This is a genomic window from Caballeronia sp. Sq4a, assembly GCF_023170545.1.
Classification (GTDB): Bacteria; Pseudomonadota; Gammaproteobacteria; order Burkholderiales; family Burkholderiaceae; genus Caballeronia.
On record NZ_CP084253.1, the window covers coordinates 184036 to 197209 of the forward strand.

Genomic DNA, 13174 nt, shown 5'->3' on the forward strand with positions numbered 1-13174 from the left:
TCAAAGCGCTCGTCAACATGACGGCGCATCAGCTGGAAAAATGGCTGGCGACGGATGAATCTCAGGCCGTGGGCCAAAAGGACGGGAACGCGGAGTCGGTCGGGCATCAGTCCGGGCGGCGCATTATCGAATTGCTCGGCGCGAAGAAGAGCGAATTGCATGCCGACGACTACGGCCACATGCGCAAGGTCATCGGCTACGTGAAACGCCATTTGGCGCAGCGCCCGCAAGGCGATATCGAGCATACGAAGTGGCGCTACTCGCTGATGAACTGGGGCCATGATCCGTTGAAATAGCAGCGCGGCGGCGCCATGTTTGCCCTACCGCCGGTTTGCAAACTTCCCGCGACACGATTAGCGTACTGTATAAATATACAGTATCATAGCCAAGATGGAACTGTCCGAAAAGCTCGAAATTCTTGCGGATGCCGCGAAGTACGACGCATCGTGCGCGAGCGGCGGCGCGCCCAAGCGCGAGTCGCGCGGCGTCGAAGGCTTGGGCGCGAGCACGGGCTCGGGCATTTGCCACAGCTTCACGCCGGACGGCCGCTGCGTGTCGCTACTCAAGATTCTGCTCACGAACTTCTGCCTGTACGACTGCCAGTACTGCATCAACCGCCGCTCCAGCAACGTGCCGCGCGCGCGGTTCACGCCGGAAGAAGTCGTCACGCTGACGCTGGACTTTTATCGCCGCAATTACATCGACGGGCTGTTCCTGAGTTCGGGCGTGATTCGGTCCTCGAACTACACCATGGAGCAACTGGTGCTCGTGGCGAAGACCCTGCGCGAGAAGCATCAGTTCCGCGGCTACATCCATCTGAAGACGATTCCGGACGCCGATCCCGGCCTGATCGCGCAGGCGGGGCGCTATGCGGACCGCTTGAGCGTGAACATCGAGCTGCCGACTGAGATCAGCCTCGAGCGCCTCGCGCCGGAAAAAAGCGGCCGCACCATCAAGCTGGCGATGGGCAACATTCGCGTCGCGCGCGAGGAGTCGGAAGCGGAGCCGCGCGCGCCGCGCTTCGCGCCGGCGGGGCAGAGCACGCAGATGATCGTCGGCGCGGACGAGACCGACGACCGCACCATTCTCGGCACCGCCGAAACGCTGTACGGCTCGTATCAGTTGAAGCGCGTCTACTATTCGGCGTTCAGCCCGATCCCCGACAGTCCGTCCGGCGTGCCGTCGAAGGCGCCGCCGCTTCTGCGCGAGCATCGGCTGTATCAGGCCGATTTTCTGATGCGCGGCTATGGCTTCAATGCCGCGGAGTTGCTCGGCGATGCAGGCAATCTGCCGCTCGATGTCGATCCGAAGCTCGCATGGGCGCTCGCGCATCGCGAGCGTTTCCCGGTCGATCTGAACACCGCGCCGGTGCGCATGATCGCGCGGGTGCCGGGCATCGGCATGCGCAACGCGAAACGCATCGCGGAACTGCGCCGCGCGCGGCGCGTGCGCTACGCGGATCTCGCGCGGCTACGCTGCGCGATGGACAAGGTGAAGCCTTTCGTCGTGACGGAAGACTATCGGCCGCCGCTCGCCGAGGCATCGTCGGAGCATTTGCGAAAGGCGCTTGCCACGCAGCCGGTGCAGCTTTCGCTCATCTAGCGATGCATGTCATCACCATTGACGACGACTTCGACGCATGGCGCAGCGCGGCGCTCGACGCGCTCGCCCGAGACCTGAAGCCCGAGTCGATCGAATGGCGCACGCAGCAAAGCGGCACGCCCGCATTATTCGCGGCATCTACCGAAACGGCCGCGCCGGCCACTGAAGCAGCGCAAGTGCGCGTGTCGCGCGAACTCGCCGCGTTGCTCAAGGACGCCGCGCATTTCCGCGACGAGCGGCGCTTCGGCTTTCTGTATCGCGTGCTGTGGCGCTGGACGCATGGCGACCGCTCGGTGGCGTCGGCGGCCGATGAAGACGGCGCGCGTCTCTACAAGATGGCGAAGGCGGTGCGCCGCGCGCAGCACGACATGATCGCGTACGTGCGTTTCCGGCAGCGCGAGGCGTCGCTCGGACCGCCGGAATTCGTCGCGTGGTACGAGCCGGATCACGACGTGCTCGCCTGGGGCGCGGAGCATTTCGCGGCGCGCATGGGTCAGTCGACGTGGCTTATCACGACGCCGGATGGCGCGGCCATGTGGAACGGCGAGCGTTTGCAGATCGAGCGACGCCGCGCGCTCGCGTCGGACCATGCGTCCGACACGCCCGACGCCGCCGAAGACCTGTGGATGACCTACTACCGCAGTATCTTCAACCCTGCGCGCCTGAACGAATCCGTGCTCGAACAGCAAATGCCGGTGCGCTTCTGGAAGGGATTGCCGGAAGGCGCGCTCATTCCGCAGCTCGTCAGCGATGCGCGCGGCGGCGCGCGGCGCGTCGCGCAGGCGCGGGCGGTCGGCGCGCTCGGCGGCAAGATCGTGCAGGTGGAGGCAGAAGACGCGCAGCCGGAACGCGACGCGCCCACGTCGCTCGACACCTGCCGCCGCTGCGATCTGTGGCGTCACGCGACGCAAGCCGTCCACGGCGCAGGCCCGGCCGATGCGTGCATCATGCTGCTCGGCGAGCAGCCGGGCGATCAGGAAGACCTGAAAGGCGAGCCGTTCGTAGGACCCGCCGGACAGTTGCTCGACGACGCCATGCGCCAGGCGCAGGTCCCGCGCGAGCAGGTTTATTTGACCAACGCTGTGAAGCATTTCAAATGGGAGCCGCGCGGCAAGCGGCGGCTGCACAAGACGCCCGCGCAGCAGGAAGTCGAAGCGTGCTCGTACTGGCTGGAGCGCGAGCTGGAGCAGACCGGCGCGCGCGTCATCGTCACGCTGGGCGCGACGGCGCTGACCGCGCTGCTCGGCAAGCGCGCGACGTTGCGGGCGCATGTCGGCCGCGTCACGCCGTATGGCGACAAGCTGATCGTCGCCACGTATCACCCGTCTTATGCGCTCAGGCAACTCGACGACACCGCGCGCGACAAGACCATCGCCGATATCGTCGATGCGCTCGCCAAGGCGCGGTCGCTCGCCGCGCAGACGCAGCCGGGCTAGAACGCGGCGCGCACCACGCCGCCGTCCGCGCGCAACGCCGCGCCGTTCGTCGCCGACGACAACGCCGAGCACACGTACACGACCATGTTCGCGATCTCCTCCGGCGCGATGAAGCGCTTGAGCAGCGAACTCGGCCGCGCTTCTTCGAAGAACGACTTCTGCACATCCTCCATGCTCTTGCCGTCCGAGAGCTTCTCGACGAACTCGGTCACACCTTCCGAACTCGTCGGGCCGGGCAAGACGGAGTTGACGGTGACGCCGGTGCCCGCGCACGTTTCGGCGAGCCCGCGCGACAGCGCCAGTTGCGCGGTTTTGGTCAGACCGTAGTGGATCATCTCCACGGGAATCTGAATGCCGCTCTCGCTGCTGATGAACACCACGCGGCCCCAGTTCTTCTGCTTCATCTTCGGCAGATAGGCGCGCGACAGCCGCACGCCCGACATCACGTTCGCGTTGAAGAAGCGCAGCCAGTCGTCGTCGGAGATGTCTTCGAACGGCTTCGGCTCGAAGATGCCCATATTGTTCACGAGGATGTCGACCTCCGGGAAGCGCTGCACGAGCGCGTCGACTTGCGCCGCGTCGGAGACATCGCCTGCGAAGCCTTCGGCCTGCGCGCCGGGAACGAGCTGGCGCAGCTTGCCGAGCGCGGCATCGACGGACGATTGCGAGCGTCCGTTCACGATCACGCGCGCGCCTTCACGTGCGAGCGCCACGGCAATGGCATGGCCGATTCCCTTCGTCGAACCAGACACGAGTGCGAGCTTGTTGGCGATTTGCAGGTCCATCGTTGCTCCTTCGAAGCGTGGGTTGAATGGCGGCGCTTGAGCGCGCGTTCGACGCATGGTAGCGAGACTCGCGTGTTCATGCTCAAAAGCGGCTTTGCCACGCATGACACCCGGCGACATAAATGTTGGATGGCGCGCGCGGCGGGCATCGTCCATAGTGGCGCCACGGTGATCGACAGCCCCACCGCAGACCCGCAGACCGTCATCCAGCCAACGAACTCAGGTGCCGACATGTCTCATGTAACGAACGTCTCCTCGCTCGATTCCCTCGTCCGCCACGCCCGCCGCGCGCTGCGGTGCCTGCGGACACCACGATCTACGTGTATCCGTTCGCAAGCGACGCGGGCGACGTGAAGCTCGACAATCATGGTCTCGCGTCCAAGCTCAAGACCGCGATGTCCGGCGACACAGAGGCGCAGCAGCAGGCGCAAGACGCCATCGCGGCGCGCGAAGAAGTGGCCGACGAAATCGTCGCGAAACTCCAGTCGATGGGTCTGCGCGCGGTCCGCGCCGACGTCGCGCCGCCCGATGACCAGAACGCGCTCGAAGTCGTCGGCAGCATCGACAAGATCGACGCGGGCAATCGCCGCCGCCGCATGCTGATCGGGCTCGGCGCGGGACAAAGCAAGGTCACGGCGACCGTGCAGCTCGTGTTCAAGCCGGCGCACGGCGCGCCGCAATTGCTCGAACAGTTCGATGCCAGCGCCGACAGCGGTCACGCGCCGGGCGTCGCGGAAACGGCGGGCGTCGGCGCGGTGGCGGGTCACGCGGTGAGCTCGCTCGCCGTATCGGGCGGACTGCACGCGGTTTCCGAAACGAAGCGCGCAGGCGTTTCATCCGACGAACAGCGCCTCGGCGACGCCATTGCCAAGCAGATCGGGCAATCCGCGCAAACCTGATGGCCCGCGCGTTCCGGAACCACATACACTACCGGTTCCGGACGGATGTTCGATTCGCGAGGCCCTGCATGCCCACGCTTGCCCTGATTGCGTTGACCGTCGTCGCGACCGTGATCGTGGTATTGGTGATCGCCAACCTGACGAGCGGTGAAAAGAAGATCGAGCACAAGATCGAGCGTCTCTACGCGAGCGACGATCCGCAGTTCCTCCGGTCGATGGGTCTGCTGCTCGGACCGCCCGTGGTGGACGGCAACCGCTTCGAGGTGCTCGTGAACGGCGACGAAATCTTTCCCTGGATGCTCGAAGGCATCCGCTCGGCGAAGAAGACGATCACCTTCGAGACGTTCATCTACTGGTCGGGCGCGATAGGCGAGCAGATCGCCGAGGCGCTGGCCGAAAAGGCGCGCGCAGGCGTCTCGGTGCATGTTCTGCTCGACTGGGTCGGGTCGTCCAAGATGGACAAGCGCTACTTGCAGACGCTGCGCGACGCGGGCGCGGAGGTCATTCAGTATCACAAGCCGCACTGGACGGGACTCGGCCGCATGAACGACCGCACGCACCGCAAGCTGCTCGTGATCGACGGCCGCACGGGTTTCACGGGCGGCGTCGGCATCGCGGACGAATGGACAGGCCATGCGCAGGACGAGAAGCATTGGCGCGATACGCACTTTCGCGTGCAAGGTCCGGCGGTCGGGCAGATGCAGGCGGTCTTCATGGACAACTGGGTCAAGGCCACCGGCAACGTGCTGCACGGCGCGAACTATTTTCCCGAGATCGAGCGCGCGGGCGACGGTCTCGCGCACATGTTCAGCAGTTCGCCTTCGGGCGGCAGCGACGACATGCAGCTCATGTATCTGATGGCGATCACCGCCGCGACGCATTCCATCCATCTGTCGAGCGCCTACTTCGTGCCCGACAAGCTGACCATCAACGCGATTGTCGAGGCGGCGCGGCGCGGCGTGCGCGTGCGCATCATCACGCCGGGCAAGCGCATCGACACGCATACGGTGCGCGAGGCGTCGCGCGCGTGCTGGGGCGATCTGCTCGCGGCGGGCGTCGAGATGTACGAATATCAGCCGACGATGTTTCATTGCAAGCTGATCGTCGTCGATGAATTTCTGGTGTCGGTCGGCTCGACCAACTTCGACAGCCGGTCGTTCAAGCTCAACGACGAAGCGAACCTCAACATCTACGACCGCGACTTCGCGCGCCAGCAGACCGCGATTTTCGACGCGGATATCGAGCGTTCCAAACGCATCACGCTCGAAGACTGGCAGCGTCGCGGGCTCGGAGAACGCATGCTGGAACGCGTTGTGGCATTGTTGGACCCTGAACTGTGATGCGCCGGCGCATGGACAAAAACTGTTCTTGCACCAGGCTTTCGAGCGGCCTAAAGATTGGCCAGTGTGCGCCGATAAGACGCTTACGCAAACACGCCCCTTCGATTCCGGCACTTCATGCACGGCACTTATAACTTCTGGCTCGTGGCGGCATCGCTCGTCGTCGCCACGCTCGCCTCGTACACGGCCCTCGACATCTCCGGCCGCATCGCGATGCTGTCGCATTCGCGCATGCGGCATGTCTGGCTCGCGGGCGGCGCGGCCTCCATGGGCGTAGGCATCTGGTCGATGCACTTCGTCGGCGTGCTGGCGTTTTCCCTTCCCATCAAGCTCGGCTACGACTTTCGCATCACGGCGGCGTCGCTCGTGATCGCGATGCTGGTCTCGTTCTTCGCGCTCTCGGTCATCAACCGCGCGCGGCTGACGTTTCAGCGCCTCGCCGCGAGCAGCCTGCTCATGGGCGCGGGCATCGCCGCCATGCACTACACGGGCGATGCCGCGATGCGCATGCATCCGGCGATACAGTACGACCTGCTGCTTTTCGCCGCGTCGATCGTGATCGCCGTGGTCGCGTCGGGCGCGGCGCTGTGGATCGCGCGCGTGCTGTCCAACGCGAACCAGTCGAACATCACGCAAAAGCGCGGGGTGTCGGCGCTCGTCATGGGCATCGCGATCACCGGCATGCACTACACGGGCAACGCCGCCGCGAACTTCCTGCCCGGCGCCATTTGCGGCGCGGCCAACGACGTCGACGTACATTGGCTCGCCACGACGGTCATGCTGTTCACGTTCGCCATCTTGATCATCACGCTCGTGCTGTCGCGTTTCGACGCGCAGAACGAGTTGCTAGCGGGTTCCGTGTCGCGACTGCATGGGCAGATCGTTCACATGGCAACGTTCGATACGCTCACGGACCTGCCGAATCGCCGGACCGTGACGGAGCGCATCGGCCGCGCGGTCAGGAACGCGACGAACAACGGCAGCCGTTTCGCGATTCTCTTCATGGATCTCGACGGCTTCAAGACCATCAACGATTCGCTCGGCCATTCGATCGGCGACGAAGTGCTGCAAGCGTTCGCCAAGCGCCTGCTGCAATGCGTGCGCGGCGGCGATGCGGTCGGCCGCTTGGGCGGCGACGAGTTCGTCGTCGTGCTCGAAGGAATAGGCACGCCCACGGATGCCGAGAAGCTCGCGGAACGCATTCTCGATGCGATGAGAAAGGGGCTCGTCGTAGCGGATCATTCGCTGCAAGTGATGCCGAGCATCGGCATCGCGCTTTTCCCCGAAGACGGCGATAGCGTCGAAACGCTGCTCAAGCATGCGGATGTCGCGATGTATGAGGCGAAGCGCGGCGGGCGCAGCACGTATCGCTTCTTCGAGGCGAGCATGAACGAGGCGGCGGTGCGCACGCTGCAGATTCAGCAGGCGTTGCATGAGGCGTTGACCGAAGGCTACTTCTATCTGCTGTTTCAGCCGAAGTTTCGCGGGGACGGCGAGCTAGCGGGCGCGGAGGCGCTCATTCGGCTGAATCATCCGGAAATCGGTCTTTTGACGCCGATGGAGTTCATTCCGATCGCGGAGCGTTCGGGGCAGATCGTCGACATCGGCTATTGGGTCGTGCGCGAGACGTGCCGGCATATCGTGCGGTGGCGCGAGTCCGGGCGGGCGGCGGTGAAGGTCGCCATCAATCTCTCGCCGCGGCAATTGAACGAAGCGGACCTCGTCACGCGCGTGCTGCAGATCGTGCGCGAAGAGGGCGTGCGAAGCGATCAGTTGATGTTCGAGATCACCGAATCCGTCGCGATGCAGGACGCGCCGCGCACCACCGAGATGATTCGCGCGTTTCAAGACAACGGCTGTGAGATCGCCATCGACGATTTCGGCACCGGTTATTCCAGCCTCGCCTATTTGCAGCGGTTCCGCGCCAAGCAACTGAAGATCGACCGTTTCTTCACCAACGGCCTCGATGAGAACGGGCAGGAAGGGCACGCTATCGTGTCGGCGATCATTGCGCTCGCGCATTCGCTCGATATGGATGTCGTCGCGGAAGGCGTGGAGACCGGCACGCAGCTCGGCCGCCTGCAAGACATGCGGTGCGACGAAATGCAGGGCTTTCTGCTGGCGCGGCCGCTTTCATCCGACGCATTCGCCGTGTTGCTCGAAAGTGGTCGCGTGAATGTGTGAGGCAGGGCGGCGTCCGAGGTTAGTTAGGACGCCGTAGCAATGCAATGTGCGCCAGTGCGCGCACGGTCGCCGCGCGGGTCCCTATAATCGCGCGATGGAACCTCAACTCGACAAACGCTTCGGCTTTCTGATTGCGGACGTAGACCGTCTGTGCGGAAACCGCTTCGACGAACTCGCGAAATCGTCGCTCAATCTCACGCGCGCGCAATGCCGCGTGCTCGCGTACCTGTCGCATTACGGCGAAGTGAATCAGGCGCGGCTCGCGTCGCTGCTCGAAGTCGCGCCGATCTCCGCGGGCCGCCTGCTGGACCGCATGGAGGAGGGCGGCTGGATCGTGCGGCGGCACAATCCCGAAGATCGCCGCGAGCGTCAGGTGCGCATGACGCCGAAGGCGCAGAAGGCGCTCGACAAGGCGCGGCGCGTCGGCGACGAGATCGCGGCGGAAGCGCTGACCGGTCTCGGCCGCCAGGAGAAAGATCAACTGATCGCGCTGTTACAACGCGTGCGGAGCAACCTGAGCCGGATCGTCGACCGGTAACGCTTGGGAGCGCTTCTTGCAGGGCCGTGACGCGCCATGCAAAGAAACGGGCCGTCCGCCGCGACGGTCGTCCACACCGGAGAATGTCATGCTGAACGTTCGCACCGCACCGCTCGCCGTCATCGCGCTGGCCGCCGCCGCGCTCGTCACCATACCTTGCACGCCTGCGCACGCGCAGGATGCGGGCGCTTCCACGCCGAAGCAGATCAAGAAGGCGGAGCGAAAGGCGGCGCGCGCCAAGAAGAACGCCGAGCTGAAAGACCTCGAAAAGAACGGCTACAACCCGGCTGGCGAGCAGACCGACTATCCGCAGAACTTGCAGAATGCGCAGCGGCGCGTGAATGCCGAGAAGGCCGGGCAGCCAGCGCCGGCGTCGGCGCCCTGAAGACGCCTGGAGGACAGGCCACGTTCGCGCACGCCCCGACGCGTGCGCGTGACTCACGCGGCGTCCGCGAACGGCATCGCGCGATGCTGCGCCGCCTCGGCTGGCCGTGTAACGCGAGCGCCGGGCACGCTGCCGATCCCGAACACCGGCCGCGCGAGGTAAAAGCCCTGCGCGAGAAGATGCGGCCACTGCGCGAGCCATTGCGCCTGCGCGGCCGTTTCCACCCCTTCGATCACCACTGACAGCTTGAGCCGCGTCATGAGCGAGAGCACCGACGAGAAGACGGTGCGCGCGTCCGCATTGCGCGGCGCCTCCGCCAGCAGTTCCTTTGCGATCTTCACCGTGCCGAAGCTGATCGGACCCAGCGCGGCCAGGCACGCGAAGCCGGTGCCGAAGTCGTCCATTGCGACGTTGATGCCGCGCGCGCGCAAACGTTGCACGACCTTCGCGATCGACGGAAAGCGCGCGAGGTCCTGACTCTCGGACAACTCGACTTCGATCGACGAGGGCGCGATGCCGTGATCGCGGCATACGGCTTCGAGCCGATCGGCGAAGCCGATCCGCGCGGCAACCGACGGCGGGACATTGATCGCAACGGGATACGTCGCGCCGCCGTTGGCCTGCCAGATCGAGATGTCGAGCGAGACCGCGTTCATCACGAAGTCGGTGAGCTCGATCATGACTTCTTCGTCATCGAGCGCTTCGTGGAATGCGCCCGGCAGCAGCAGGCCGAACTCCGGATGACGCCAGCGAATAAGAGCTTCCATCTGCGCGAGCTCGCCACTGTCGACCCGGTAGATTCCCTGATAAGCCATGCAAAATTCGCCGGCTTCCAGCCCTTGCAGCACCCGCGCTTTCAACGCGTGACCAGCCTTCAGCGCGACATTCGGCGCGTGCGAGCGGAGTGGAGTTGTCTTCATGCTATGCCGCCTTGCCAGTGGACCAGGCGCTTAAATGCACGACTCATGCCCGAATGCGTCATTTGTCCGGCAATTTGCCATTAGCGAGGGGAAACCCCGAGGCATGCCTCAAGAGAGTGCATGATTGGGACACGATAACGTTTCAAAGCCGATACAGATCGCACGACTCAGTATAAAAAACTGAGGCGCTGGGCAAGGCGGCGGTAATAACTATCTTCGCGCCGCGCCCTCGATCGCGACGCTTTTGCAGTTTCTGCTGACGTTTCAGCAATCGTTTGTAATCCGCACTAGCGCAACGACTCAAGCAACGACTCGCGCAACTCAGATGGTCGCGGCTTGTGCGACGGATCGGACCCGCGCGAGCGCCTTGCCGTCTTCGCCGAAGAGATGCACGTGCCGTATGCTGAAGCCGACGTTCAGCCGTTGGCCATCGACAGCCGTGGATTCACCCGAACCCTTCACCTGGATCACGAGATCGTTCGGTAATCTAACGTGCAGCAGCGTTTCGCCGCCAAGATGTTCGATCACCATGACATCGCCGACGAGACCGCTGTCGATATCGCCGCCTCGCTCCTCGATGAAATGCTCGGGCCGTATGCCGAGCGTGAGTGTTTCTCCCACCTTGACCGACGACGCATCGAAAGGCAGCGTCAACGGCTCGCCACCCGGCAGCTCGATGGTCACGCCTGCGTGATCCGCGCGCAGCACGCGCACGTCGATGAAGTTCATCTTAGGCGAACCAATGAATCCCGCGACGAAGCGATTGTGCGGGGTGCGATACAACTCCAGCGGCGAACCGATCTGCTCCACGCGGCCATGATTGAGCACGACGATGCGATCGGCCATGGTCATGGCTTCGGTCTGATCGTGCGTGACGTAGATCATCGTTGCGTTCAGCTGCTTGTGGAGCTTGATGAGTTCGAGCCGCATCTGCACGCGCAGCGCGGCGTCGAGATTGGACAGCGGCTCGTCGAAGAGAAAGACTTTCGGCTCGCGAACGATGGACCGCCCGATGGCAACGCGCTGACGCTGGCCGCCCGACAGCGCCCGCGGACGACGCTCCAGCAATTGCCCGATCTGCAGGATCTCCGCTGCGCGCTGCACCCGCTCTTTGATTTGCGCTTCGGGGAGCTTCAGCATGCGCAGTCCGAACGCGATGTTCTCGTAGACCGTCATGTGCGGATAGAGCGCATACGACTGAAACACCATTGCCACGCCGCGTTGCGAGGGTTCGAGGTCGGTCACGTCTTCGCCGCCGATCATCACCTGTCCCGAGTCGCTTCGTTCCAGGCCCGCGATGGTGCGCAGCAAGGTGGACTTGCCGCAACCCGACGGACCCACGAAGACCATGAACTCACGGTCGGCTACTTCGATGTCGATGCCCTTCAGCACATCGGCGCCCGCAAAGGACTTGCGAATCTGCTGCAAATGGACTGCGCTCATGCGTGTCTCCTACCGGAACGAGTGCAAGGCTGAACTGCTCGATCGCGCGCAGTGCAGCATCGAATTGCTTCCGTCGATTTAGTTCTTGACAAGCTGTTCGGGCCCAAATATACAATTGTAAAACGCAAATTACAAGTGAAACGGCGCAGCTCGACGCGCTTTAAACTTCACTCGGTCACGGTGGGACGCAAGAAAAGAGACGAAGAATCAAACGAAGAATCAGACAAAGAAACCGCAAGCCATCAGCTCAAGAAAAACAGGAGACAGGCATGAACAATCGCTTCATCCCGGCCAAGCACGTTGGCCCGCTCAAACACGTCGCGGCTATTGCGTTGCTTGCCGCAAGCGCCGCGTTCGCCGCATCGAACGCTCATGCCTGGACACTGAAAGAAGCGGCTCAGCCGTACTCGGGCACGACGATCAAAGCCATATTCCTCGATCGCCCGGGATACAAGGCCGCACAAACCCTGATACCGCAGTTCGAAAAGGAAACGGGCATCAAGGTGCGCTGGGAAGTCATTCCGTACGAGAACACGCGCGAGAAGGAAGTGCTGAACTTCGTCGGCGGCGGGGACCAGGACGTGGTGCTCGTCGACGTCGTGTGGATCGGCGAATTCGCGAGCAACAAGTGGCTCGTGCCGATCAAGAAGTTCACGGACGATGCGAAGCTCGCCGACCCGAGCCTGAATCTGAAGGGCTTCTTCCCGATCCTGCTCGATTCATTCGGAACGTGGGACAAGGTCACCTACGGCCTGCCGTTCGATAACTATTCGGGCCTCATGTTCTACAACAAGTGCATGTTGAAGGACGCAGGCTTCGACGAGCCGCCGAAGACCTGGGACGAATTGTTGAACACGTATGCGCCGAAGCTCACAAAGGGCGACAAGTTCGCCTTCGCGTTGCAGTCGCGCCGTGGCGAAACGCAATCGGCGGATAGCTTCATGCGCGTGCTGTGGCCCAACGGCGGCTCGCTGCTCGATGCGAAGTTCAAGTCGAATCTCATGTCGCCGCAATCGCAGGCGGGCCTCGAATATCGGCAGAAGCTGATGAAGTACATGCCGCCTGGCATCGTCGACTTCGATCATGCCGAAGCAGTCAATGCGCTCGCGCAAGGGCAGGTGGCGATGATCACCGAATGGTCTGCGTTCTATCCGACGCTGACCGATCCGAGCAAGTCGAAGCTCGGCAACTGCCTCGCCATTACGACGGAGCCTAAAGGTCCGGCGGGTCTGAAGCCGGCGCTCGGCGGCTTTTCGCTTGCGGTCAACGCCAAGTCGAACGCGAAGAAGCAGGCGGCTTCGTGGCTCTTTATCCAATGGATCACGTCCGAGGCAATGGCGAAGCCCTATCTCGACGCCGGCGGCGTGCCGGCGCGCATGGCGGTCTATCAGGACAAGGCCGTGCAGGACAAGTATCCGTTCGTGAAGCCGATGGTGGAGTCGTGGCAAGGCGGCGTGCCTGATTACCGTCCGCGCTTCCCGGAATGGCCCGCTGTGTCGGAAGTTATCGGCGAATGGGGCAGCAAGATGATGCTCGGACAGGTGACGGTGAAAGAAGGCGCGCAGACCATCGGCCAGAAGACCGAGGACATCCTGAAGAAAGCGGGCTATTACGACGGCAAAAAGCCGCTCTTGAAGTAAGC

Annotated in this window: 12 protein-coding genes; 9 read left to right on the plus strand and 3 right to left on the minus strand. The window is 63.5% G+C overall.

Going from position 1 to position 13174, the window contains the following annotated elements; translation table 11 throughout:
* Positions 1-17 precede the first annotated feature (17 nt).
* From LDZ24_RS25370 to LDZ24_RS25380, 3 genes are all read left to right on the plus strand, one after another.
* A complete protein-coding gene (locus tag LDZ24_RS25370; RefSeq protein ID WP_248324774.1) occupies positions 18-296 on the plus strand; it encodes a DUF3140 domain-containing protein in 279 nt (92 codons plus the stop codon).
* 94 nt (positions 297-390) lie between these two features.
* Complete coding sequence (locus LDZ24_RS25375; RefSeq protein WP_175945527.1) at positions 391-1602, plus strand: putative DNA modification/repair radical SAM protein; 1212 nt, start codon at positions 391-393, stop codon at positions 1600-1602.
* 2 nt (positions 1603-1604) lie between these two features.
* Entirely contained in the window at positions 1605-3038 is a 1434-nt protein-coding gene (locus LDZ24_RS25380) for a UdgX family uracil-DNA binding protein (protein ID WP_248324642.1), read from the plus strand.
* Here the strand turns inward: LDZ24_RS25380 and LDZ24_RS25385 are convergent.
* Positions 3035-3823 (minus strand): SDR family NAD(P)-dependent oxidoreductase, encoded by a 789-nt coding sequence (locus tag LDZ24_RS25385; RefSeq protein WP_248324643.1) that lies wholly within the window; start codon positions 3821-3823, stop codon positions 3035-3037. The genes LDZ24_RS25380 and LDZ24_RS25385 overlap by 4 nt on opposite strands.
* 296 nt (positions 3824-4119) lie before the next feature.
* Between LDZ24_RS25385 and LDZ24_RS25390 the strand changes: the two genes are divergently transcribed.
* The 5 genes from LDZ24_RS25390 (at position 4120) to LDZ24_RS25410 (ending at position 9169) form a co-directional block, all read left to right on the plus strand.
* Positions 4120-4722, plus strand: a complete 603-nt coding sequence (locus LDZ24_RS25390) for a DUF4410 domain-containing protein (RefSeq protein WP_248324644.1) — start codon at positions 4120-4122, stop codon at positions 4720-4722.
* Positions 4723-4790: 68 nt separating this feature from the next.
* Positions 4791-6062, plus strand: coding sequence for a cardiolipin synthase (cls, locus tag LDZ24_RS25395; protein WP_248324645.1), 1272 nt, complete (start codon positions 4791-4793; stop codon positions 6060-6062).
* Between the two features lie 117 nt (positions 6063-6179).
* On the plus strand, positions 6180-8246 hold the full coding sequence (locus LDZ24_RS25400) for a bifunctional diguanylate cyclase/phosphodiesterase (protein ID WP_248324646.1): 2067 nt from the start codon (positions 6180-6182) through the stop codon (positions 8244-8246).
* 94 nt (positions 8247-8340) lie between these two features.
* A complete protein-coding gene (locus LDZ24_RS25405) occupies positions 8341-8784 on the plus strand; it encodes a MarR family winged helix-turn-helix transcriptional regulator (RefSeq protein WP_248324647.1) in 444 nt (147 codons plus the stop codon).
* A gap of 88 nt (positions 8785-8872) precedes the next feature.
* Positions 8873-9169 carry a DUF4148 domain-containing protein gene (locus LDZ24_RS25410; RefSeq protein WP_248324648.1) on the plus strand — a complete coding sequence of 99 codons (297 nt, stop codon included), beginning with the start codon at positions 8873-8875 and terminating at the stop codon, positions 9167-9169.
* Between the two features lie 53 nt (positions 9170-9222).
* Here LDZ24_RS25410 and LDZ24_RS25415 read toward each other — a convergent pair whose 3' ends face one another.
* Both LDZ24_RS25415 and LDZ24_RS25420 read right to left on the minus strand, forming a co-directional pair.
* Positions 9223-10089 (minus strand): EAL domain-containing protein, encoded by an 867-nt coding sequence (locus LDZ24_RS25415; RefSeq protein ID WP_248324649.1) that lies wholly within the window; start codon positions 10087-10089, stop codon positions 9223-9225.
* A 321-nt stretch (positions 10090-10410) separates the two neighbouring features.
* Entirely contained in the window at positions 10411-11532 is a 1122-nt protein-coding gene (locus LDZ24_RS25420) for an ABC transporter ATP-binding protein (RefSeq protein ID WP_248324650.1), read from the minus strand.
* A gap of 269 nt (positions 11533-11801) precedes the next feature.
* Between LDZ24_RS25420 and LDZ24_RS25425 the strand changes: the two genes are divergently transcribed.
* Positions 11802-13172 carry a sugar ABC transporter substrate-binding protein gene (locus LDZ24_RS25425; protein ID WP_206470805.1) on the plus strand — a complete coding sequence of 457 codons (1371 nt, stop codon included), beginning with the start codon at positions 11802-11804 and terminating at the stop codon, positions 13170-13172.
* Positions 13173-13174 lie beyond the last annotated feature (2 nt).

Bases quoted from the DNA above. Each gene is read 5' to 3' on its own strand.
- cls (WP_248324645.1), top strand. From the start codon at position 4,791: ATGCCCACGCTTGCCCTGATTGCGTTGACCGTCGTCGCGACCGTGATC.
- LDZ24_RS25415 (WP_248324649.1), bottom strand. From the start codon at position 10,089: ATGAAGACAACTCCACTCCGCTCGCACGCGCCGAATGTCGCGCTGAAG.
- LDZ24_RS25370 (WP_248324774.1), top strand. From the start codon at position 18: ATGACGGCGCATCAGCTGGAAAAATGGCTGGCGACGGATGAATCTCAG.
- LDZ24_RS25380 (WP_248324642.1), top strand. From the start codon at position 1,605: ATGCATGTCATCACCATTGACGACGACTTCGACGCATGGCGCAGCGCG.
- LDZ24_RS25405 (WP_248324647.1), top strand. From the start codon at position 8,341: ATGGAACCTCAACTCGACAAACGCTTCGGCTTTCTGATTGCGGACGTA.
- LDZ24_RS25375 (WP_175945527.1), top strand. From the start codon at position 391: ATGGAACTGTCCGAAAAGCTCGAAATTCTTGCGGATGCCGCGAAGTAC.
- LDZ24_RS25400 (WP_248324646.1), top strand. From the start codon at position 6,180: ATGCACGGCACTTATAACTTCTGGCTCGTGGCGGCATCGCTCGTCGTC.
- LDZ24_RS25410 (WP_248324648.1), top strand. From the start codon at position 8,873: ATGCTGAACGTTCGCACCGCACCGCTCGCCGTCATCGCGCTGGCCGCC.
- LDZ24_RS25385 (WP_248324643.1), bottom strand. From the start codon at position 3,823: ATGGACCTGCAAATCGCCAACAAGCTCGCACTCGTGTCTGGTTCGACG.
- LDZ24_RS25425 (WP_206470805.1), top strand. From the start codon at position 11,802: ATGAACAATCGCTTCATCCCGGCCAAGCACGTTGGCCCGCTCAAACAC.
- LDZ24_RS25420 (WP_248324650.1), bottom strand. From the start codon at position 11,532: ATGAGCGCAGTCCATTTGCAGCAGATTCGCAAGTCCTTTGCGGGCGCC.